The organism is Salinicoccus siamensis (assembly GCF_055391965.1).
Genome location: NZ_AP043765.1, coordinates 1,185,501 through 1,208,024, shown reverse-complemented (window position 1 = coordinate 1,208,024; position 22,524 = coordinate 1,185,501). Strand labels below are relative to the sequence as shown.

At 47.8% G+C, this 22,524-nt stretch carries 26 protein-coding genes; 20 read left to right on the top strand and 6 right to left on the bottom strand.

Annotated elements, in window-relative coordinates; all coding sequences use genetic code 11:
• Positions 1 to 28 precede the first annotated feature (28 nt).
• The 3 genes from ACZ5LF_RS06305 to ACZ5LF_RS06295 form a co-directional block, all read right to left on the bottom strand.
• Positions 29 to 1,090, bottom strand: coding sequence for an amidohydrolase family protein (locus ACZ5LF_RS06305; protein WP_380569605.1), 1,062 nt, complete (start codon positions 1,088 to 1,090; stop codon positions 29 to 31).
• A complete protein-coding gene (locus ACZ5LF_RS06300; RefSeq protein WP_380569604.1) occupies positions 1,083 to 1,280 on the bottom strand; it encodes a hypothetical protein in 198 nt (65 codons plus the stop codon). Before ACZ5LF_RS06300 ends, ACZ5LF_RS06305 begins: the two co-directional genes overlap by 8 nt.
• Before the next feature lie 63 nt (positions 1,281 to 1,343).
• Entirely contained in the window at positions 1,344 to 1,703 is a 360-nt protein-coding gene (locus ACZ5LF_RS06295; protein WP_380569603.1) for a Lin0512 family protein, read from the bottom strand.
• Positions 1,704 to 2,006: 303 nt separating this feature from the next.
• Between ACZ5LF_RS06295 and fdhA the strand changes: the two genes are divergently transcribed.
• Positions 2,007 to 3,215: a formaldehyde dehydrogenase, glutathione-independent gene (fdhA, locus tag ACZ5LF_RS06290; protein WP_380569602.1), complete on the top strand. Its 1,209-nt coding sequence runs from the start codon at positions 2,007 to 2,009 to the stop codon at positions 3,213 to 3,215.
• 93 nt (positions 3,216 to 3,308) lie between these two features.
• On the opposite strand, the gene ACZ5LF_RS06285 is transcribed toward fdhA, so the two are convergent.
• Positions 3,309 to 3,797 carry a small multi-drug export protein gene (locus ACZ5LF_RS06285; protein ID WP_380569601.1) on the bottom strand — a complete coding sequence of 163 codons (489 nt, stop codon included), beginning with the start codon at positions 3,795 to 3,797 and terminating at the stop codon, positions 3,309 to 3,311.
• A gap of 168 nt (positions 3,798 to 3,965) precedes the next feature.
• Between ACZ5LF_RS06285 and ACZ5LF_RS06280 the strand changes: the two genes are divergently transcribed.
• The 12 genes from ACZ5LF_RS06280 (at position 3,966) to nadX (ending at position 12,990) form a co-directional block, all read left to right on the top strand.
• Positions 3,966 to 4,247, top strand: a complete 282-nt coding sequence (locus ACZ5LF_RS06280; RefSeq protein ID WP_380569600.1) for a GNAT family N-acetyltransferase — start codon at positions 3,966 to 3,968, stop codon at positions 4,245 to 4,247.
• 78 nt (positions 4,248 to 4,325) lie between these two features.
• Positions 4,326 to 6,506, top strand: a complete 2,181-nt coding sequence (locus ACZ5LF_RS06275) for a DNA topoisomerase III (RefSeq protein WP_380569599.1) — start codon at positions 4,326 to 4,328, stop codon at positions 6,504 to 6,506.
• 113 nt (positions 6,507 to 6,619) lie between these two features.
• Complete coding sequence (locus tag ACZ5LF_RS06270) at positions 6,620 to 6,949, top strand: TIGR04104 family putative zinc finger protein (RefSeq protein WP_380569598.1); 330 nt, start codon at positions 6,620 to 6,622, stop codon at positions 6,947 to 6,949.
• Between the two features lie 217 nt (positions 6,950 to 7,166).
• Positions 7,167 to 7,568 carry a cytidine deaminase family protein gene (locus ACZ5LF_RS06265; protein ID WP_380569597.1) on the top strand — a complete coding sequence of 134 codons (402 nt, stop codon included), beginning with the start codon at positions 7,167 to 7,169 and terminating at the stop codon, positions 7,566 to 7,568.
• 51 nt (positions 7,569 to 7,619) lie between these two features.
• The gene (locus ACZ5LF_RS06260; RefSeq protein WP_380569596.1) at positions 7,620 to 7,967 is read left to right on the top strand and encodes a carboxymuconolactone decarboxylase family protein; all 348 of its coding nucleotides are present in this window, start codon (positions 7,620 to 7,622) and stop codon (positions 7,965 to 7,967) included.
• 215 nt (positions 7,968 to 8,182) lie between these two features.
• Complete coding sequence (locus ACZ5LF_RS06255; RefSeq protein WP_380569595.1) at positions 8,183 to 9,127, top strand: PhoH family protein; 945 nt, start codon at positions 8,183 to 8,185, stop codon at positions 9,125 to 9,127.
• Between the two features lie 5 nt (positions 9,128 to 9,132).
• The gene (gene ybeY, locus ACZ5LF_RS06250) at positions 9,133 to 9,597 is read left to right on the top strand and encodes an rRNA maturation RNase YbeY (RefSeq protein WP_380569594.1); all 465 of its coding nucleotides are present in this window, start codon (positions 9,133 to 9,135) and stop codon (positions 9,595 to 9,597) included.
• Between the two features lies 1 nt (position 9,598).
• The gene (locus ACZ5LF_RS06245; protein ID WP_380569593.1) at positions 9,599 to 9,943 is read left to right on the top strand and encodes a diacylglycerol kinase family protein; all 345 of its coding nucleotides are present in this window, start codon (positions 9,599 to 9,601) and stop codon (positions 9,941 to 9,943) included.
• A gap of 16 nt (positions 9,944 to 9,959) precedes the next feature.
• Positions 9,960 to 10,370, top strand: coding sequence for a cytidine deaminase (cdd, locus tag ACZ5LF_RS06240; protein WP_380569592.1), 411 nt, complete (start codon positions 9,960 to 9,962; stop codon positions 10,368 to 10,370).
• Entirely contained in the window at positions 10,367 to 11,272 is a 906-nt protein-coding gene (gene era / locus ACZ5LF_RS06235) for a GTPase Era (RefSeq protein WP_344702118.1), read from the top strand. Before cdd ends, era begins: the two co-directional genes overlap by 4 nt.
• Positions 11,273 to 11,278: 6 nt before the next feature.
• A complete protein-coding gene (gene recO / locus ACZ5LF_RS06230) occupies positions 11,279 to 12,022 on the top strand; it encodes a DNA repair protein RecO (RefSeq protein WP_380569591.1) in 744 nt (247 codons plus the stop codon).
• A gap of 191 nt (positions 12,023 to 12,213) precedes the next feature.
• Positions 12,214 to 12,990: an aspartate dehydrogenase gene (nadX, locus tag ACZ5LF_RS06225; RefSeq protein ID WP_380569590.1), complete on the top strand. Its 777-nt coding sequence runs from the start codon at positions 12,214 to 12,216 to the stop codon at positions 12,988 to 12,990.
• Between the two features lie 101 nt (positions 12,991 to 13,091).
• Here the strand turns inward: nadX and ACZ5LF_RS06220 are convergent, their stop codons facing one another.
• Positions 13,092 to 14,468 (bottom strand): glycine--tRNA ligase, encoded by a 1,377-nt coding sequence (locus tag ACZ5LF_RS06220; RefSeq protein ID WP_344702124.1) that lies wholly within the window; start codon positions 14,466 to 14,468, stop codon positions 13,092 to 13,094.
• Positions 14,469 to 14,769: 301 nt separating this feature from the next.
• Here ACZ5LF_RS06220 and ACZ5LF_RS06215 point away from each other — a divergent pair, with 301 nt between their 5' ends.
• The 7 genes from ACZ5LF_RS06215 to ACZ5LF_RS06185 all read left to right on the top strand — a co-directional run bounded on the left by ACZ5LF_RS06215 (position 14,770) and on the right by ACZ5LF_RS06185 (position 21,429).
• Positions 14,770 to 15,387 (top strand): helix-turn-helix transcriptional regulator, encoded by a 618-nt coding sequence (locus tag ACZ5LF_RS06215; protein ID WP_380569589.1) that lies wholly within the window; start codon positions 14,770 to 14,772, stop codon positions 15,385 to 15,387.
• 12 nt (positions 15,388 to 15,399) lie between these two features.
• Positions 15,400 to 16,224, top strand: a complete 825-nt coding sequence (locus ACZ5LF_RS06210) for a pyruvate, water dikinase regulatory protein (protein WP_380569588.1) — start codon at positions 15,400 to 15,402, stop codon at positions 16,222 to 16,224.
• A 5-nt stretch (positions 16,225 to 16,229) separates the two neighbouring features.
• Entirely contained in the window at positions 16,230 to 17,975 is a 1,746-nt protein-coding gene (dnaG, locus tag ACZ5LF_RS06205) for a DNA primase (RefSeq protein ID WP_380569587.1), read from the top strand.
• A 28-nt stretch (positions 17,976 to 18,003) separates the two neighbouring features.
• A complete protein-coding gene (gene rpoD, locus ACZ5LF_RS06200) occupies positions 18,004 to 19,113 on the top strand; it encodes an RNA polymerase sigma factor RpoD (RefSeq protein ID WP_344702133.1) in 1,110 nt (369 codons plus the stop codon).
• A gap of 112 nt (positions 19,114 to 19,225) precedes the next feature.
• Positions 19,226 to 19,624 (top strand): c-type cytochrome, encoded by a 399-nt coding sequence (locus ACZ5LF_RS06195; RefSeq protein WP_380569586.1) that lies wholly within the window; start codon positions 19,226 to 19,228, stop codon positions 19,622 to 19,624.
• Between the two features lie 57 nt (positions 19,625 to 19,681).
• Positions 19,682 to 20,356: a tRNA (adenine(22)-N(1))-methyltransferase gene (locus ACZ5LF_RS06190; protein ID WP_380569585.1), complete on the top strand. Its 675-nt coding sequence runs from the start codon at positions 19,682 to 19,684 to the stop codon at positions 20,354 to 20,356.
• Positions 20,353 to 21,429, top strand: a complete 1,077-nt coding sequence (locus tag ACZ5LF_RS06185; protein WP_380569584.1) for a Nif3-like dinuclear metal center hexameric protein — start codon at positions 20,353 to 20,355, stop codon at positions 21,427 to 21,429. The genes ACZ5LF_RS06190 and ACZ5LF_RS06185 overlap by 4 nt, the downstream gene beginning before the upstream one ends.
• 29 nt (positions 21,430 to 21,458) lie before the next feature.
• On the opposite strand, the gene ACZ5LF_RS06180 is transcribed toward ACZ5LF_RS06185, so the two are convergent.
• Positions 21,459 to 22,421, bottom strand: a complete 963-nt coding sequence (locus tag ACZ5LF_RS06180; protein ID WP_380569583.1) for a 4-hydroxy-3-methylbut-2-enyl diphosphate reductase — start codon at positions 22,419 to 22,421, stop codon at positions 21,459 to 21,461.
• Positions 22,422 to 22,524: the final 103 nt, after the last annotated feature.

Genomic DNA, 22,524 nt, shown 5'->3' with positions numbered 1-22,524 from the left:
TGCCGATCGGCAGGTGCCCTTTTGGTGATTACAGGTCTTTCAGCAAATCATGCGCTACTTCATTCTTGCGCGGTGCTCTTTTGAAAAGGTATTCGCCATCACGTACAGAACACAGTACTTCTGCCCTTTCACGTATGGCTTCGTATGGGTCTCGCGCATCGAGTACGATGAAATTGGCCGGATTATCCGCTTCCAACCCGTACGCTTCAATGTTCATCACTTTCGCGCCATTATAGGTGATGAGATCGAATGCCTGGTTGATTTCATCGATGTGGGTGTAGTGGGCGAGGTGGATGCCATTATCGAGTATATTCATCATGTTCCCATTGCCGAGCGGATACCAGTAGTCGGCTATGGAGTCTTGGGCGAATGCGACCGTGTTGCCGTTTTCCAGGAGCTCTTTGACACGCGTCAGTCCCCGGCGCTTCGGATAGGAGTCCGCACGGCCCTGGAGGTGGGCGTTCTCGGTCGGACAAGAGATGAAGTTGATCTGGGAAGCCTTGAACAGCCCCATCATCTTCGACGCATATGACCCATCGACCGAGCCGAAGCTGCATGTGTGGCTCGCAGTCGTTTTAGGGCCGTACTCCCGTTCCATGACAAGTGCATTCAACACCTCCAGGAAGCGGCTGTTGGGATCATCATTTTCATCGCAGTGGATGTCTATCATGACGTCATACTTGACTGCCAGATCCACAATACGCCTCAATGATTCGACGCCATATTCATAGGAGATTTCAAAGTGGGGGATGCCACCGACGACATCTGCGCCCATGGTCAATGCTTTCTCGACCAGTTGTTCTGCGCCTTCGTAGCGGAAGAATCCTTCCTGGGGAAACGCGACAAGCTGGAGCGTGACAACATCTTTCAACTCTTCTTTGAGCTTCAGCAGTGCTTTCATGCCGGTGAGGTCGGGGGCGGTCACATCGACATGCGTCCGGATGTATTGTACGCCGTGGGCCACTTCTTTGCGGATCCCTTCCAGTGCACGCTCACGCACCATCTCCTCGGTCAATGATTTCTTGTTGTCGCTCCACCTCTGTATTCCCTCGAATAAGGTGCCTGACCGGTTCGCATTGCCTTCACCCAATCCAGAGAAAATGTAATCCAGATGCAGGTGGGGATCGACGTAGGGGGGGCAGTACGAGTTTACCTTCAAGATCGATGACGCTGTCGGCTTCCCCAACATCCGGCGCGATTGATTTGAACTTCCCGTCGTCGATCAGGATTTGCTGGAGCCCCTCTGTTTTGTAAATATTGGCGTTGATGAATTTCTTCATTGCGATTTACCTCATTTCTGTATTGCTCGATTGTATTCATCTGATGGACGTATTAATCACCGATCAATATCCGACTTCTACGACGGCATTGACGATATACATCAGATCATTTTTATCATTCTGATCTTCAAGATAGATGCCGCTTGAAGTGGCAAGGCCGCCGTCGAGCAGTTCAACTGTTACCGTCCCATATGGAATCATGTCCTTGACCGCTTCAACATCCAGGCGTTCATGATCCATTGGCAGGCCGAGCTTCACATTCACCTTCATGTTGGACAGGTTGTTCTCAGGCAGGATGTTTCTGATGCCCGGCATCGAATTATAATGAAGGGCATTCTCGACCGCGCGGCGGGTGGCCACATTGATATCCTGCCCATGCACGTCGGTGCCGGTGCCCGTTTCGATGAAAACAAGTTGTTCCATAGTCAACACTCCTTGAATCATTTTTTGTATCCACCATCACTATACCTTTTATGCTACGGCTTGGACAACTATTTCAGCAAGCGTCAGTCCCAAACAACCGCTCTATCATTTGACTGAATATTCAGAAGTGTATATGATGGATGTATGTTCCATATTTTGGACTTCTATAAAGCGGATAAAGCCATTGGGCTTATCATATAGAAACCTTGGAAAGGAGAAGAGTTCAAGCACCTTGTCGCTCTTGCATCCAGCTGTTCAACAAAACATATTACGCAGTGCATGTGCACTGTCAGGAGGGGTATCATGCAAGGAAACCGTGGTGTAGTCTATACAGGAAATGGTAAAGTGGAAGTTCAGGACATCAAGTATCCCGATCTCGTATTGAGGGATGGACCGGGTGTACCCAAGGAAAACGTCGGCAGAAAATGTGAACACGGCGTCATCCTGAAAGTGATTACAACAAACATATGCGGCAGTGACCAGCATATGGTGAGGGGGCGGACCACTGCACCGGAAGGAATGGTGCTCGGCCATGAAATATTGGGGGAAGTGATTGAGGTCGGCCGTGATGTCGAATTCGTCAAAAAAGGCGATATTGCATCCGTACCGTTCAATATAGCGTGCGGCCGTTGTGTAATGTGCCGTGAGCAGAAGACGCATATATGCCTGAATACAAACCCCGAACGGCCAGGTGCCGCATATGGCTATGTCGACATGGGCGGATGGGTCGGCGGCCAATCCGAATACGTGATGGTGCCATATGCCGACTTCCAGCTGCTGGTCTTCCCAGATCGGGAAGTCGCAATGGAGAAGGTGCTGGATCTGACGATGCTGTCGGATATATTCCCGACAGGCTATCATGGGGCATACTCTGCAGGCGTCAGGACAGGCTCGACCGTCTATATCGCCGGGGCTGGCCCTGTCGGACTGGCAGCAGCCCATTCAGCACAATTGCTCGGAGCATCCCGGGTAATTGTCGGTGACCTGCAGGACGATCGCCTCAAACAGGCAGAGAGCTTCGGCTGTGAGACAATCAACGTATCCAAGCATGACCGCCTTGGTGAACAGATCGAAAACATCCTCGGTACCGATCAAGTCGACTCCGCTGTGGATGCGGTCGGGTTCGAAGCTTACGGTCATGAAGGTGAAGATAAACCCGCAGCGGTATTAAACAGCATAATGGATGTCACCTCAGCCGGGGGCAGCCTGGGTATTCCAGGATTGTACGTTACAGAAGACCCGGGCGCAAAAGACAAAGATGCACAACAGGGCAGCCTGAAGGTCCGTTTCGGTCTGGGCTGGGCGAAGGCACATACATTCGTCACCGGACAAACGCCAGCAATGAAATATAACCGCGATCTGATGAAGGCGATACTATCAGGACGGGCGGAAATCGCGAAAGCCGTCAACGCAACCGTCATCAGCCTTGATGATGCACCAGGCGGTTATGAGGACTTCGACAAAGGGGCGGCCAAGAAGTTCGTCATCGATCCGCATGGATCACTCAAATAGATTATATTGGCTCCCATTAAAAAGACCTGGGTGAAGGTACCTTCACCCAGGTCTTTCTGCTTCTTCCGGGAGGATATGAAGCAGCCGTAATCGTTATTCGATGATTTTTTTTAGGAACTGCTTGTCTTCAAGCGCGAGGAAGTCGACGCCAAACAACACGAGGACGGAAATGCCCGCCGTCCACAGGATGACGCTGGCTGTCACCCACCAGAAGGTCGCTTTCCTGCTGCCTCCGAGAATGACCGCCATCAAAGCGGTGAAGTGACTGCCGACAAAGAAGGGCCCAATGAACGCGAGGCCCGGCAGACCATATTTATGCCAGATCTTCTCGGCACGATGTGATTTACCTGAGGTGTTTTTACCTTTGGCTTCCCGTCGTCTCAAGTACCAATTTTTGACCCGTTCGATTACTATGATGAGCAGCAGCAATGTGACCAGATTTCCTATTATGCCGATGAGCAGCGTCATCGTGAAATTCATGCCGCTCAATATGCCGAGTGGTACGATGATAAATGACTCGAAGAGTGGCACTGCAGAGAGTACAAATATGAAAAAGTAGGCAATCAGTAGAGATGGATTCATGACTTTCCTCCAAACCATGCACCACCTTACAGATGGCATCGGTATGTGTATTGCTGAAATTATACAAGAAAACATACCGGCTATCAAAAGAAGCCGCTCTGCTGCCATGCTTAACGAATTCTATAAAAGGGAATGGAGAGAGTATCATTCGGATAAGGAGGATGGATTATGGCAGTGGATATAAAAAAAGGTGAAGATATGCTGTTCGTCGAGGAGGATGAACTCAACCCCAAAGCTAAAATGGTCTTCGAAAAGGACGACGACGGAGACTATGTCGTGACACACACAGAAGTTTCAGGCGACCTGGGCGGAGAAGGCATCGGCACCCGGCTGGTAGAGACCATGGTTGATTTGGCAGCCGGGGAAAAACGCAAAATCACACCGCTCTGCTCCTTTACCAGGAGTGTCATGGAGAATGATGATAAGATGAGAAAAATGATCAAAGATTAAAATGTACGCCGGGGATGAATATTCCCCGGCATTTTATGTATAATGGAGGGCAGTGAAAAAATGAAAGGATGAAGGATAGTGGCAAAAAGTGTCGTACTCGCCGAGAAACCATCCGTAGCGCGGGATATAGGGAAAGTATTGAACTGTCATAAAAAAGGCAATGGATTTTTGGAAGGGGATAAATATATTGTGACATGGGCGCTCGGCCATCTTGTGACACTGGCCGACCCGGAAAGCTACGACCAGAAATATAAAACATGGAACCTCGATGACCTTCCGATGCTTCCGGATCCACTCAAGTTGACCGTCATCAAGAAAGCCGGCAGACAATTCAATGCTGTTAAGTCGCAACTGATGCGTAAAGACGTAGATAAAATCATCATCGCAACGGATGCTGGCCGTGAAGGGGAGCTTGTGGCCCGCTGGATCATCAAAAAAGCAAAAGTACAAAAGCCGATTGAACGGTTGTGGATCTCTTCTGTGACGGATAAGGCCATCAAGGAAGGATTCAACAACTTGAAACCCGGCAAAAATTATGAAGATCTCTATGAAGCGGCTGTAGCGCGTTCTGAAGCGGATTGGTACATCGGACTCAATGCCTCCCGGGCTTTAACGACAAAATTCAACGCGCAGTTGAATTGCGGCCGCGTCCAAACGCCGACGCTTGCGATCATTGAACGCCGCGAACAGGCAATCAAACATTTCAATCCTAAGACATACTACGGCATAGAAGCACATGCACAAGGCTTGAAGTTGACATGGCAGGATGATAAAGGCCAGACGCGCAGCTTCAATAAAGATGCTGTGGACCGTATTATGCGGGAGGTTGAAGATGAAACATTTAAAGTGGACGCCATCACACATAAAACGAAGAAATCTTCTGCACCTGGTTTGTATGACTTGACGGAACTGCAGCGCGATGCCAACAAGCAATTGGGTTTTTCGGCAAAGGAAACATTGAATGTACTGCAGAGCCTATATGAGCGTCATAAGGTCGTCACCTATCCACGTACCGACTCTAGATATATTTCTGAAGACATCATTCCCACACTTTCTGAAAGGCTCAAAGCGGCAGGCATCGGTGAATACCGGTCCATCGCAACCAAAATATTGCGCAGTGGCATAAAGGCTAATAAATCATTTGTCGATGACAGCAAAGTCAGTGATCACCATGCGATCATACCGACCGAAAATCATGTGCATCCTACAGACTTCAATGAAAGGGAAAGGCGCCTCTATGATATGATCATAAAAAGGTTCATGGCTGTGCTGCTTCCGCCATATGAATACGATCAGGTGACGGTGAAGGTGAGGGCCGGGAACGAACGCTTCACGGCCCAAGGCAATACCGTCAAGAAAGAAGGATGGAAAGCGGCCTATAAGAACCATCGTGAAGATCCAGGAGTCGAGCAGAAGCATCAGCAGCTCCCTGAATTGAGTGAAGGCGATATCCTTGAAACGGACCGCATCAATCAGACATCAGGACAAACTAAAGCACCTTCACGGTTCACAGAAGCCACCTTGCTGTCGGCGATGGAAAATCCATCCAAGTACATGGAGATGGATGATAAGAAGCTTAAGAATGTATTGGACGCAACGGGTGGGCTTGGCACGGTCGCAACACGTGCGGACATCATTGAAAAATTATTGAACGCCTTTATGATTGAAAAACAAGGTCAGGAAATTCGCACGACTTCAAAAGGGCGCCAGCTGCTGGAATTGGTGCCGGATTCGCTGCGCTCACCAGCCACTACAGCCATATGGGAAGAGAAACTTGAGCAAATCGAAAAAGGTCAGTTGAATAGGGAAGCCTTCATCAAAGAAATGAAGGTCCACACCAAAACGATCATCCAGGAGATAAGAGCAAGCGACAAGACGTACAGGCATGACAACATTTCAAGCAGATCATGCCCTGACTGCGGAAAACCGATGCTTGAAGTCAATGGCAAAAAAGGCAAGATGCTCGTGTGCCAAGATCGTGAATGTGGCTACCGCAAAAATGTGGCACGCATTACCAATGCCCGTTGTCCAAGATGCAAAAAGAAGATGACCCTAAGCGGTGAAGGTGAGGGGCAGATATTCACATGCACCTGCGGCTACAGGGAAAAATTATCAGCATTCGAAGCACGCAAAAAGAAGCAGGATCGGGGGAAAGTGGACAAAAAGACTGTGAAGAAGTATATGCAGAAACAAGATGACGAAGCACCGATCAATAATGCTTTGGCAGAGCAGTTGAAAGGCTTGAAGCTTGATGACTAGATAAGTGGTGGTTTGCGTTATCGTGATGTCTATGGCATAATGTCGTGCATGCATGGAAGACCATGGACTCATTCACGAGCCTCCATATGACGAATGTATAAAGGAGAGGTACCTTGACACAGTGTAACAATTGTGGAGAGAACTGGAATTTTAAACATGTCATGACACAATATCTGGCATTCAATCCATCAATGGACTGTCCGTCATGCGGTGAAAGGCAGTACTTGTCCAGCAAGTATGCCAAAAGATGTGTGGCCGCCACGTTGATGCTGCCCATCCTCATGCTGCTGCCCGCTTTTTTTGATATATCCGTCGTGGCGATGGCAATCATGTTTACGATTGCCCTGGTCGCCATAGTTTCCGTCCATCTGTTCACGATTGAATTGATGTGCGAAGATGAAAGATGGCCAGATCGTCTATACGACCGCATGGCAGACAGATGAAATAAATGAAGACAAGGAAGGCCCCCTTCCTTGTTTTTTTATTCATAAAAATACCGTCTTCGATTTGTTCCGGCTCATTATAGGGCTGATATGATCGGGACAGAAGAAGGTTACTCTCCTGAAATCAAATAACGCGTATATATATTAGGAGAAAATGAAGCTTCATCTATCGTTATTCATTCTGATATAATTAATCATGAATATGAAGAAGATTGGAATGACAAAGATGGAACGGGACACCTTGTACGAATCGGCTAGAGAAAGGCTCAATACTAAAAGGACCACCCGCAACGGTAAACTAGGCCATGTCGCGTGTGCCATTTTAACCCGCACGGGCAATATCTATACGGGAGTGGCCATGGATCTGCCTTCATCAATCGGCTTCTGTGCAGAACATGCTGCAGTGTCTGCCATGGTGACGGCTGGGGAGTATGATATCGCAAGCATCATCGCCGTCTACGAGAATGGTGATGTCATGCCCCCTTGCGGTAGGTGCCGTGAATTGATCAACCAGGTAGGGGAAGATAATTATGACTGCACAATCCATCTTCCTGACGGGCGCAGTGCATCCCTCCGGCAGTTATTGCCGGAACGCTGGGATGCGCGATACCTGAATTGAAGGGTGGACTATGCTAAAATTTGAGGGGAATTGAGCGAAAGGGGGAGAATGATGGCCAATTTCAATGACATAAATACAACGGCGCAAGGGAACACCAAACGTCTGGTGAAGAGCGTGCCGGAGGTGATGAAAAGCTTCAAAGATCTGCAGGAGGCAGCCTACAAGGACGCAGCACTTGATACGAAGACTAAAGAGTTCGCTGCTTTATCCTATGCCATAGCAGACAAATGCGAAGGCTGCATCGGTGCCCACGTCAACAAATTGATCAAACTTGGCGCGACCCGCGATGAAATTGCTGAGATTGCAGGTGTCGCCATTGTCATGGGCGGCGGCCCGGGCAGTGTATATGGTGGTAAAGCGTTACAGGCCTATGATGACTCCATGGAAAATCAAGAGTAATGAAACAAAACAGACCAGGGTATATACCTTGGTCTGTGTTTATTTTTTCGGCGCATGATGACGATCCTGATCGCGATATCAATTACCCATATATTTGCAACATAGGGATTGATCAGTGTATTTTAAGCGAATTTGTATGCTTGTGAATCAATTGCAGTCAAGGGGACTTAGTGGTAAATTAAATGGGAGAAACTTTCACAAAAAGGGGTTTATGAATGTCTAACACCATAAATATAGACAGCCTTGAAGAGGCGCAGGCACTGTTAGGTGCAAATGATCAGCACATCTCATTCCTGGAAGAGGAGTTCGGCGTCACCATCCATACACTGGGCAATGAAATCACTGTCGAAGGCAGCTCAGAAAACAATGTTGGAATGGCTGAAGATGTGCTGAGCAATCTATTGAAAATCATCCAGCGGGGTATGGCGGTTAATCTCCGGGATGTCCAGTCGGCCGCTCTTATGGCCCAAAAAGGGACAATCGAATACCTTGCTGATCTTTATAATGAAGAAATTGCACGCGATCAAAAAGGCAAGAGCATCCGTGCCAAAACAACGGGGCAACGACTCTATGTTGAAAATATCAAACGACATGACCTTACATTGGGTATCGGCCCAGCGGGTACAGGCAAAACGTTCCTTGCCGTTGTGCTTGCTTGCCAAATGCTCCGTGACAACAATGTAAAGCGCATAGTGCTCACAAGGCCGGCGGTTGAGGCTGGAGAGAACCTCGGCTTCCTGCCGGGGGACCTCAAAGAGAAGGTGGATCCATATTTGCGTCCGCTCTACGATGGTCTACATGCCGTACTTGGAGTGGAACAGACGGACCGTCTAATAGACCGTGGGGTTATAGAAGTAGCGCCGCTTGCATACATGCGCGGCAGAACGCTCAACGAGGCATTCGTCATCCTTGATGAAGCGCAGAATACGACTCAAATGCAGATGAAGATGTTTTTAACCCGTCTTGGCTTTGGTTCCAAAATGATTGTCACAGGTGATGAAACGCAGATTGACCTCCCTGGATCCACTAAAAGTGGATTGGTTGAAGCCGTCAGAATTTTAGGCGACGTCAAAGGGGTTGCGGTCAATAGAATGGACGAAACGGACGTCGTCAGACACCCACTCGTTTCCAAAATCATCAAAGCATATGAGAAGGAGTGAACGGAATGGTCAATATAGATTTTCTCGATGAACAGAATTTCACGGACGACACAGAAAAGAAAGAAATAGATTCACTTCTTAACTTTGCATACGAACATCTCGATGAAACCGATTCAGCTGAGATCAGCATATCGTTTGTCGACCAGGAGGAAATCAGGGCGCTCAATAATGAATACCGCGGCAAGGACAGGGTCACGGATGTCATCAGTTTTGCGATGGAGGATGAGGATGACAGCCTCATCCATGAAGATGCGCCAAGAATGCTTGGCGACATCATCATCTGTACTGACCGTGCAAAGGAGCAAGCGGAAGATTACGGCCACAGCTACAAACGCGAGTTGATGTTCCTGAGCCTCCACGGCTTTCTGCATCTGCTGAAATATGATCATATGGAAGCGGAAGAAGAAAAAGAGATGAACGAGACCCAAGATAGGATATTGGATGCTTTCGGCATCCCCCGTGAAAGCTGATATGAAATGGTTGGACCGCTTCAAGTATGCTGTAAGCGGCATACGGCAGCTACTTGAGAAGGATAGCCATTTCGCACTGCATACAGGCTTCGGCTTGATTGCCATTGCGGCCGGGGCAATCATTGGTATAGACAGGGTGGAATGGCTGTTCATACTCAGTGCGGTGTTTTTTGTATTGGTGGCTGAAGCCTTTAATACTGCGCTTGAGACCGCAGTGGATCTTGCTGAACCGGCCCATCATCCTCTGGCGGGTGCCGCCAAGGATATGGCAGCAGGCGGTGTGTTGCTCTCAAGCATATACGCTGCAAGCGTCGGATTGATTGTCTTCATACCTTATTTGATCTAAACAGGGAGAGATTGCGATGAATGATGGAATTTATAGAGAAGAGTGGCTGGAAGAGGTCAAAGTGGCGCAAAGTCGTGCCTATACGCCGTATTCAAAATTTAATGTAGGTGCATTGCTGGTTACACAAGATGATGAATATATTTATGGTGCCAATATCGAAAATGCCGCGTATCCCGCGACGATATGCGCCGAACGCAGTGCCTTAGTCAGTGCGTATTCCAACAACATCAAAAAATTCAAGGCGATCGTCATCATTACAGATGCAGATGAGCCAGCAAGCCCTTGCGGGACATGCCGCCAGGTGATGAAGGAACTGTGTGATGATGACATGCCAGTCTATATGACGAATAAGGCAGGGGAAGTGATCAAGCGTACGGTCGATGAACTGCTGCCGCTTGGTTTCTCAGGAAAGGATATGGATCTATGAGTGAAAAAGGGTTTAAATCAGGTTTTATAAGCATCATCGGACGGCCGAATGTCGGTAAATCGACTTTCATGAACAAAGTACTGGGGCAAAAAGTCGCCATCATGTCGGATAAGCCGCAGACAACGCGCAACAAAATCCAAGGGGTCCACACGACCGAAGACAGCCAGATGATCTTCATCGATACCCCAGGGATCCATAAACCAAAGCACCAGCTCGGTGAACACATGATGAAAGTTGCCCGTAATACATTAAGGGAGACGGAAGTCATCCTCTTCATCATCAACGCAGCCGAAGAAATCGGTCGGGGGGATGAGTACATCATCGACATGCTGAAAAACAATGACACCCCAATCATCCTCGTCCTCAATAAAATCGACCTGGTCCACCCTGATAAATTAATGGAACAGATTACAGTCTATAAGGATAAATTGAACTTCAGCGAAGTCGTGCCGATTTCCGCCTTACAGGGCAACAATGTCGACCATTTGTTGTCGGTCATCGAAAGTTATCTTCCTGAAGGCCCGATGTACTATCCTGAAGACCGGATAACAGACCACCCCGAACACTTCATCGTCAGCGAACTTATACGTGAAAAGGTTCTGCACTTGACCAGCCAGGAAATTCCGCATGCAATCGGCGTTGAAGTCGATAAGATGAAAGCAGATGACAATGGCACCGTCCATGTGACTGCGACAATCTATGTCGAACGCGACTCGCAAAAGGGCATGGTAATCGGCAAGGGCGGTAAGATGTTGAAAGAAGTCGGACAGCTTGCCCGCTATGATATCGAGAATCTGCTCGGCAGCAAAGTCTTCCTTGAGTTGTGGGTTAAAGTCCAAAAGGACTGGCGCAACAAAAGCCAGTTCATCCGTTCGCTCGGATACCGCGATGAGGAGTATTAGAAAGAAATGATTTTTCAGCAAAAAGGCATCATGATCCGGCAGACGAACTATAGTGAGTCCAGCCGGATCATTACTGTATTGACCGAAGACGGGACCCAAGTGCCGATGATGGCAAGGGGGTTCAATAAGCCAAAAAGCCCCTTTATAGTACTCAGGCAGGGGCTCAAGGAAGTCCTATTCACATACAACCGATTCAAAGGCATCGGCACGCTGAACGAAACCGATGTCGTCCAGCCCTTCAAGTACATCAACAATACATTTTCAGTCTATACCTATGCCTCCTATATCGTTGAGCTGATCATCCGTGCCCTTGAAGAAGATCAGCAACAGGAAAGTTTCTACCGGCTGCTCATCAAAAGCGCCTCCCTTCTGGAAGATAAAAGTACACCAGCTGCAGTAACGGCTTTTGCAGCAATTAAAATGCTGCCGTACTACGGGGGGCAGATGAATGTGGATGAATGTGCCATCTGCGGCAGTCGTGACCGCTCACGCTTCTCGCATTACTCATTCAGCTATCATGGCGTGATATGTGCGGGTTGCTTCAACGAAGACACGGGTGTGCGTTCGGTCCCAGTCAAAAGCCAGGTCTTGTATCTTGCAGGCTATATGAAGCATGTCGCCCTCCACAATGTTGAGTCCATCAATATTACTGATGAGAACGGCAAGGCGCTGCTGAAATTCGTGGAAATGATTTACGATGAATATACTGGGGTATTCTTCAAATCACGAAAACTCATTGAGACATTATAGAAAAAAATCCTACAGTAGCAGCCTGAATGGGGGAGATTAACAGACCTTCTGCCATTCAGGCTTTTTATCTACAATCAGTTCATGGCTGTGGCCGCACATTATGGATGACAGTACATGTTGGCGATATGAATTTCATGCATGAAGACCGCTTGGCAGGGTAGAGGTAAGGAAGAGAATAAAGGAGGGTTATAATGGATATTGGAATCATTGGCGCTGGCGCAATCGCAAACGTAATGCTCAAGCGAATCAATGGCGACCAGCATGAAAACCTCAAGATCAAAAGTGTATTTGTCAGGAATGAAGAGAAGTACAACCATCTGGAAGATGAATTTAGTGTGCAGCTGTACACCGATTTTGAAGCGTTTCTGGCATCGGACATCGATATTGTAGTCGAGGCGGCCGATGTGGCGGCTGTCAAGGCACGCCTGCCGGAAGTGCTCAAGCACAAAGACGCCATGCTGGTCAGCGTCGGTGCATTGGCTGATGGTGGGCTTGTAGCTGACCTCATGCAGACCGCGAAAAAATATGACCACACCCTACATCTGCCGTCCGGCGCCATCGGTGGCCTGGATTTATTGCAGAATGTCCAGTCACATGGCGAACTCGAACGTGTGCGGTTGACCACACGCAAACCAGCCGCTTCACTCAGCTATGAAGTTGTCGAGTCGGAGAAGGTGGTGTTCGAGGGCAAGGCGGCAGATGCCATCACCCACTTTCCGAAGAATATGAACGTCTCCGTCATCCTCGGGATGGCCGGCATGGGTATTGAAGAGACGGAAGTGACATTAATCGCAGATCCGGACGTCGACCGGAACATTCACCAGATTGAAATCGAGGGGACATTCGGCAGAGCGGAATTCAAAATAGAAAATCTTGCCCTGCCCGAAAATCCGAAAACGAGCCACCTTGCAGCCATCAGTATACTTGGTACCCTAGAACGCCTAAACAGACATTTCAGGATTGGATGATCATCCTAGGATATAAAGAAATCGCACTTGATTCCCCTGGAGGAATCAAGTGCGATTTCTTTATATGCTGGCGCGGCTTGCCATTTTGGCCGTTGGTTATTCTAATATTTCATTTTGTCTGCAAGGAAAGCGTTCAGATCGTCTATGCTGACCCGCTGCTGTTCCATAGTGTCACGGTCCCTTACCGTCACTTTCTGGTCTTCCAGTGAATCGAAATCAAAAGTGATGCAGTAAGGTGTACCGATTTCATCTTGGCGTCTATATCTTTTGCCGATTGACTGGGACTCATCGAATTCTATGTTGAAGTCGCCTGCGAGCTTCTCATAGACTTTGATTGCCTCGCCACTCAACTTCTTGGATAGCGGCAACACTGCTGCTTTATAAGGCGCAAGCTGGTGGTGGAATTTGAGCACCGTGCGTTTCTCGCCATTATCCAATTCCTCTTCATTGTACGCATCACACAGGAACGCAAGCGTGACGCGGTCGAGTCCAAGGGAAGGCTCGATGCAATAAGGGATATATTTCTCATTCGTCTCCTGGTCATGATAGGTCAAGTCTTCGTTCGAATGCTCCATGTGCTGACGCAGGTCAAAGTCCGTACGGCTTGCAATGCCCCAAAGCTCTCCCCAGCCGAACGGAAATTTGTATTCGATGTCGGTGGTGGCGTTGGAGTAGTGACTGAGTTCATCCTCATCGTGATCGCGGAGTCTTGTATTCTCTTCCTTCAAAGAAAGGTTTTTCAACCAGTCTGTTGCGAAATTTTTCCAGTAATCCTGCCACTCCATTTCAGTGCCCGGCTTACAGAAGAATTCGAGTTCCATCTGATCGAATTCACGTGTCCTGAATGTAAAGTTACCTGGCGTAATCTCGTTACGGAATGATTTACCGATCTGTCCGATGCCAAACGGCAATTTCTTGCGCATCGAGCGCTGGACATTTTTGTAGTTGACGAATATACCTTGTGCCGTTTCAGGTCTCAGGAAGATCTCGTTGGTCGAAGACTCCGTCACACCCTGGAACGTCTTGAACATCAAGCTGAATTGTCTGATATCGGTATAATTGTGCGCGCCACAGTTCGGGCATCTGATATCGCGGTCGTCGATGATTTTCTTCATTTCATCAAAGCTTAGGCCATCTGCAACGAATGAATCGTCTTCCTCTTGGAGTACGTCTTCAATGAGCTTATCTGCGCGGTGGCGAGTATTGCATTCCTTACAGTCGATCATCGGATCGTTGAAGTTGTTGAGGTGCCCTGAAGCTTCCCAAGTTTTCGGGTTCATCAGGATTGCAGCATCAAGCCCGACGTTGTACGGGGATTCCTGAATGAATTTCTTCCACCAAGCCTGCTTTACGTTGTTCTTCAGTTCGATGCCAAGCGGTCCATAGTCCCAAGTGTTGGCCAGACCGCCATAAATCTCACTGCCTGGGAACACAAATCCTCTGGACTTCGCCAAATTTACGATTGTTTCCATTTCCATTTGATTCGACTCCTTACTTTATCTTTTGTCATAGCGAAAGATGGTGAAAAATATAAACGTCCCCGGATAACAGTATTGTTATCCGGGGACGAGCCAAGCCCGCGGTTCCACCCCAATTAGTGTAAACACTCCGCTTTTATATATTTTCTGATCATCATATGCCAATTTCGGGTGTTAAGCTCGCACCATCCTTAACTCGCTTCACTATCATTATAGCCAGTCATCCACTTTTGTGCAACGATTTGCCTGTATTTCTTTATTTGCCCGAATGTATTATAATTATCCTGTTGGGAGTGAGCGCATGGAACTTAATGAGAGACAGGAAAAGATACTTAAAATCGTAAAGCAGCATGGGCCCATAACCGGCAGTAAAATTGCCGAACAGCTGTCCTTGACTAGGGCGACTTTGAGGCCCGACCTGGCGATACTGACCATGAGCGGCTATTTAGATGCCAGGCCGCGTGTCGGCTATTTCTATACCGGTAAAGAATCCGAGGAAGTAATGACTTCGAAAGTGCGCAACATCCTTGTCAGCGAGGTGCAGAGCGTACCGATCCTGATCAAACAGGATACTTCCATCTATGAAGCGATCGTCAAGATGTTCCTTGAAGATGTCGGTACATTATATGCAATCGATGAAGAGCAGTCGTTGGTCGGCGTAATTTCGAGAAAAGATCTTCTGCGTGGGACGATGGGGTCGAACGATATCGAAAAGGTACCCGTCAGCGTCATCATGACACGCAAGCCGAATATCACAATCTGTTATCCGAATGATCTGTTGATCTACGCAGCCAATCAACTGATCGAAAAACAGATTGATTCACTGCCCGTAGTCGAAGAACATGATGGTGTCGATAAAGTCATCGGCCGCGTCACAAAGACCACCATAACACGGGCATTCGTCAATCTAATGGAATAAGGAAGTGTTTCAATGAATAAAATCAAAGTGATCATCGCATCCGATTCGGTGGGGGAGACGGCCGAACTTGTCGCCAAAGCCTGTCTGTCCCAATTTGAAGTCGATGAATCAGAAGAGGTACTGATCAGGTACCCTTATATAGAGTCAGAAGAAAATGTGGATGAAGTGATAGACCTGGCCAAGAGTAAAGAGGCCATCGTAGTCTTTACGATCATCACACCGGAGATACGGGCATACTTGAAGAAGGAGCTTGAGGCTGAAAACATCTCCAATGTCGATGTCATGGGACCGCTTATGAATATCCTTAAAGAAGAGACTGAGGATAAGCCATATTACGAACCGGGAAGGGTGCACCGCCTCGATGAAGATTACTTCAAGAAGATAGAAGCCATCGAGTTTGCAGTCAAATACGATGATGGGAAGGATGCCCGTGGCCTTGACAAGGCTGATATCGTATTGATAGGCGTATCACGCACCTCAAAGACGCCACTTTCTCAATACTTGGCTCATAAAAAATATAAAGTGATGAATGTGCCACTCGTCCCTGAGGTGACACCTCCCCGTGAAATCTACAATATCGACCCTGGCAAATGTGTCGGCCTTAAAATAAATGCGCCCGCACTCAATAAAATCCGAAAAGAACGGCTTACCCAGCTCGGCCTGAAGGATACGGCCAATTATGCAGATGACCAGCGCATCCAGGAAGAACTCGATTACTTCAATGAAGTGATCGGCAAAATAGGATGTCCCGTAATAGATGTCTCGGACAAGGCGATTGAGGAAACGGCGAATGAAATTTTGGATTACGTCGAAAAAAGACTTGAATATAAGGATTGATGCAAGTGAGGATACCTGAAGAGACAGTGGAAGCAGTAAAGCAGGGGACCGACATCACCGATCTCGTCTCCAGTTACATCAAACTGGAGAAGCGGGGGCGGAACTATGTCGGTCTCTGTCCGTTCCATAATGAGAACACCCCATCCTTTACAGTAAGTCCGGATAAGCAGATATGTCACTGCTTCGGCTGTAAGAAGGGCGGTAATGTATTCCAATTCTTTATGGAAGCCGAAAATGTCGCTTTTTCTGAAGCAGTCCGCCGTCTTGGGAAACCGCTCGGCATCGAAATAGAGAAGCAGGAAAGCAATGTCGACGATAATGAAATGCAGTTCATCAAAATGCATGAATATCTGACTGACTTGTATCATCATGTCCTGATGCACACAAAAGAGGGCGAGACCGCACTCGAATACCTGGAGGACCGGGGCTTTACGCCGGAAATCATCCGCAGGGAAAAAATCGGCATCGCGCCAAGCATGAAGGATTTCACTAAAAACGCATTGACTGAAAAGGGCTTCAGCCTCGAAATGGCTTATCAGGCAGGCCTCATTTCAAGGAATGAGGAAGCATTCACCTACTACGACCGCTTCAGCAGCAGGATAATGATTCCCATCCTGAATCATCAGGGCTATAATGTCGGCTATACCGCACGGAGCCTCGATGGACGCGAACCGAAATACCTCAACACCCCAGAAACAGCAATCTTCCAAAAAAGAAGGTTGCTATACAACCTGAATGATGCGCGCAAGGCGATCAGAAGTCATGATGAAGTCATTTTGATGGAGGGACACCTGGACATCGTCAAAGTCAAGATGACGGCTGTGCAGAATGTAGTCGGGCTGATGGGTACTGCGCTCAGCGATGAGCATATCCGGATGCTGCATCGGCTCGCCTCGAACGTGACGCTTATGTTCGATGGGGATGGGGCTGGGCAAAATGCCCAGTTGAGTTTGGGTGAAACGTTGTTGGAAGCAGGTCTCGATGTATTCATCATTTCGCTGCCAAAAGGTATGGACCCTGATGAATATATTGAACAGAAAGGTTGCGAGGCCTTCGAAGATCTGGTGCGCAGTGAAAAGCGCCACTATATCCATTTCAAAGCGGAGCATCTGTTGGAAGAGAGCATGAATAATGACATGGCATTTTCAACCAACTTGAAGACACTCACTGGCCATATGAAATTCGTCAAAGATGAAGTCATCCGTGAAAGGCTCATCCAGCACATAAGTCAACTCTATAAAATAGATGCCAAATCACTTGGACAGAACATTCCCGCACCGGCGAAAAAAAGCAATGGTCCAGCCCGCATCCAAAGTAGGCAGATTCCATTGCGCGAGCGTAAAGAGCGATATCTTCTCAGAGCATTGATGCAGGACGTCGGCTTGTTTAAACGTTTTCAGGAATCAATTGATGCGGAAGTGTTAACCAGTCCTTCTTATTATGGTATATTTAAAGGGTTGTGCACTTACTTTGACAAACATGAGGCCTTTGATATATCATCATTCAGCCAGTATATTGATGGCGATTATTTCAGTGATGCCCTCGAAATTGATGGCCTGCTGATCCATGACGATATCACGGGTGATGAAATCAATGATTACATTGAAGATCTAAGTGGTATTAGAAATAGTGAGAAAGAGAAGCGCTCTCTCTATCTGCAGCTCCAGGAAGCAGAAAACAGCAATGATATAGAGCTTCAGGTAAAACTAGTGCAGCAATTGAATGAATTGAACAGTCGCTATAAAAGATGATTGTGAAGTCTGAATAGGAGGGCTTTAAATGGCAGATAAAAATGTACAAACGACCGATACAAAAGAAGTTGAACTGCTCACGACCGTAGAGCAGGTCAAGAATCATCTTGTTGAAAAAGGGAAGACCCAGGGCCATCTGTCGCATGAGGAGATCGCTGACAAACTGTCCAGTTTCGAGTTGGATGCGGATGCGATGGATGAGTTCTTTGACGAGATAAACGAAAATGATATCCAGCTCATCAATGAGAAGGATTCAACGGATTCCGACGAGAAACTCAACCTCCATGATATGAGTGCGCCGCCAGGCGTCAAAATAAATGACCCGGTCCGGATGTACCTCAAAGAAATCGGACGTGTGGATCTTCTCAGTGCGCAGGAGGAAATTGAACTGGCCAAACGCATCGAAACGGGTGATGAAGTTGCGAAAAGCCGTCTGGCAGAAGCCAACCTGCGTCTTGTGGTCAGTATAGCGAAGCGTTATGTCGGCCGTGGCATGCTCTTCCTCGACCTCATCCAGGAAGGTAATATGGGGCTCATCAAAGCAGTGGAAAAATTCGACTTCTCCAAAGGATTCAAATTCTCCACTTATGCGACTTGGTGGATCCGCCAGGCAATTACGCGCGCCATCGCCGACCAGGCGAGGACGATACGTATCCCAGTCCATATGGTCGAAACGATCAACAAGCTGATCCGTGTACAACGTCAGCTGCTCCAGGACTTGGGTCGCGAACCGCTGCCTGAGGAAATTGGTGAAGAAATGGATCTTCCAGCAGAAAAAGTCAGGGAAATCCTGAAGATTTCACAAGAGCCCGTTTCCCTTGAAACGCCGATTGGGGAAGAGGACGACAGCCATCTTGGAGACTTCATCGAAGACCAGGAGGCCCAGAGCCCTTCAGACCACGCGGCATATGAACTGTTGAAGGAACAGTTGGAAGATGTACTGGATACACTTACCGACCGTGAAGAAAATGTGTTGCGTTTGAGGTTCGGCCTAGATGACGGTAGGACACGTACACTGGAAGAAGTCGGGAAGGTGTTTGGCGTGACCCGCGAGCGGATCAGACAGATTGAGGCGAAAGCGTTGAGGAAATTAAGGCATCCAAGCAGAAGCAAGCGCCTGAAAGATTTCATGGACTAGGAAAACTGTCAAGAGTGTAATATTTTAGAAAAAAGCTTTTGACTTTACGCATATTTAATATACAATTATATATGTGAATATGTATATGGAATGACATTAGGGAGGTTGTTTTATGAATCGTAATCCGATCGTGCCTTTTATACTTATCATTTTCCTCGGCATCGGCTTGATTTTCCTGCTTTCTTCCCAGGGCGCCAACAGCGATGGTGGCGAAGGTGAAGGCGAAGAGACGGCCAGTGAAGAAAATGGAAGTAGTGAAGGCGGCGAAGAAGGTGGCGAAGCATCTTCTGGAGACTTTGACGCTGAAGGTTTTGCAAAGGATAACTGTGCTTCTTGTCACGGCCAGGACTTCTCAGGTGGCATGGGCCCTGCACTAGCAGGTACAAGCCTTTCTGAAGAGGAATTTTCTGGTACAGTAAGGGAAGGGCCAGGATCCATGCCAGCATTCAGCGAAGACCAGATTGGTGATGAAGACCTGTCTTCTCTCCACAAGTTCTTCTCAGAGCAATAATTAAACGGAACTTCCACACAGAGTGTGGAAGTTTTTATTTTGAATGGAGGAATTTTGATGCTTGATGCACGTCTTGGTGCAGTACTCGGGTATGTCGAGGGAGAGGTTTTGCTTGATGTCGGTTCGGACCATGCACACCTTCCGATAGAAGCAGTCCGTCAAGGGAAAGTTTCATCAGCAATATGTGGCGAAGTGGTCGAAGGGCCGTTCAAATCCACAACGAGGAATATCGCCGCTGAAGGCATGACAGGACAGATTGAAGCGAGATTCGGGTCTGGTCTTCAAGTTGTTTCAGAAGGGGAGATAGTGGATACGGTATCTATCTGCGGCATGGGTGGCCCCCTGATTGCAGAGATATTAAAAGAGGGACTTCACCGCTTGGCTAATAAACCGCGCCTGGTCCTTCAGGCAAACATCCATACTTATCCGATCAGAAAGGTGCTCGCTGGATCAGGCTACAGAATCATAGATGAAACCGTAATCCAGGATGGCCATCATTTTTATGAGATCATAGTCGCCGAAGCGGGTGAAGTCGAATATGATGAGCAGTCACTTACATTTGGTCCTGTCCTTCTAGAAAAACGTGAAGCTGCGTTTATAGAAAAATTACAACGGGAATTAAGTCATCAAGAGAAGATATTAAAAAACCTTCTTGAAAATTCCAATGATGCCAAGAAGATAAAGGAAGTCTCACTTAAAGTGGAACAGCTGAAAGAGGTGCTTATAAAATGAAAGTTAAAGAACTCATGGAAGAACTCGATCAGATAGCGCCATTTGCCGAAAGTGAATCATGGGATAATACAGGATTGCTTGTCGGGGACATGCAGGATGAGGTGACAGGTATCCTGACGACACTAGATTGTGCCAAGGAGACGGTCGATGAGGCGATTTCAAAGGGTGCGAATGTCATCATCGCCCACCATCCCCTGATTTTTGCCAAAATGGGCGCGGTTGTCGAATCGGGCATAGGTCGTATCGTACGTCAGTTGATCAGAAATGACATCAATCTGATTGCCATGCACACCAACCTGGATCATCAGCCTGATGGTGTCAGTCATATGATTGCAGAAAAATTGGGGTACACGGACACAGAAGTCCTGATCAGTAATGAGCGGGACTATAAGAAACTGCGTGTGACCGTACCGAAATCGTCTGCCGAACAGCTGAAGAAAGATCTTGCCGCTGCCGGAGCAGGCAACCAGGGAGAGTACTCCGAATGCTTCTTCGAGCATCCTATAACAGGTCAATTCAGACCAAGCGAAGGGGCAGATCCACACATTGGTGCATCAGGTCGGCTTGAGCATGTCGAAGAATACATGATTGAGGCCATATTCGAAGTGCAGGATGAGAATAAGGTGATCCAGGCCCTGCTTCAGTCACACCCTTATGAAGAACCTGCCTATGATGTGCTGTCGTTGAAGCTTCCGAGTGACAAAGGCCTTGGCGTTTCATTCGATTTCAACGGTTCGCTTATGCAACTGGCGTCGCTGATAGAGGAGAAGACCGGCACTCCAATCATAAACATGGTGGCTGCCGACCAAAATCAAATAAGCAAAGTCGGGATCATCGGCGGGTCAGGCATGTCGTATGTAGAAGAAGCTTTTGGACAGGGGATAGATGTTCTTGTGACTGGAGATGTCAAATATCACGAAGCCTATGATGCAAAGCTTGCCGGCCGCAACATAATAGATGGCGGCCACTATATGGAAAGCGTTATGGCCGAAGGGCTAAAGGCACTGATAGAAGACCGCATGACAGTTGAAGTGCAAGCCACTGAAGTATCCACCAATCCTTTTGCAGACTAAAAAACGGGGCACATCGTATGCCCCGTTTTTTAGTCCATAATTTTTACTGGTTTTGCTTTTTTGATCTTAGGCAGTATTTTGGAAGTCGGCACCGTGGATTGCGGTGCTGTTGCATTCGCCTTATCATATTCTTTGATGTAGTCGATCACTTCTTTAACGATTGGAGTTGGCGTCGAGGCGCCTGCAGTGACTGCCACGCTATCTATATTTTCAAGCCACTCATTCTTCAATTCATCAAGTGAACTGATGCGGTAGGCATTAGTATGGGCGATTTCTTTGGAAACCTGGGCCAATCTGTTCGAGTTGTTACTTTTCGGGTCCCCGACGACTATGAGCAGATCAGCCTCCTGTGCCTGCTCGGCAACTGCCTCCTGACGGACCTGGGTCGCCATGCATATCTCCTTATGCACCTCGATGTGCGGGAACTGAAGCTTGAGCTGATCCATCAGATGACTGACGTCCCACGTGCTCATCGTAGTCTGATTGGTCACGATGAGCTTCTTGTCCTTGAGGGATTCCGGCAATGTTTTGACATCTTCTATTGTTTCCACGAGATGTACGTTATCCGGCGCGACGCCGATGGCCCCCTCCGGTTCAGGGTGATTTTTCTTACCGATGTAGACAACGTCATAACCATCAGCAGTGCGTTCCCGGATGAGTTGGTGGGTGACTTCGACGTCTGGGCATGTTGCATCAATGCACGTCAGCCCTTTTTCCTTGGCCCGTGCCTTGACCTGAGGCGAGACACCATGTGCTGTAAATATTACAGTGCCTTCATCTATGCCCTCCAGAATTTCCAGACGGTTGGCACCGTCCAATGTGACGATACCTTCTTCTTCAAACGCATCCGTCACGTGTTTATTGTGCACTATCATTCCCAGTATATATATCGGGCGAGGCAGAGTCTTGTCCATGGAAGCATTCTTGGCGATCACCATTGCATCCACAACACCGTAACAGTAGCCACGCGGGCTTATTTTAATTATATCCATGAAGTTTATTCCTCCCTTACAGGCATTATAACTGAAACCAACTGAATTTGAAATCAACACGTAGTATGAATGGTGTAGATTAAGGGAAATGTTTCAGTTATAA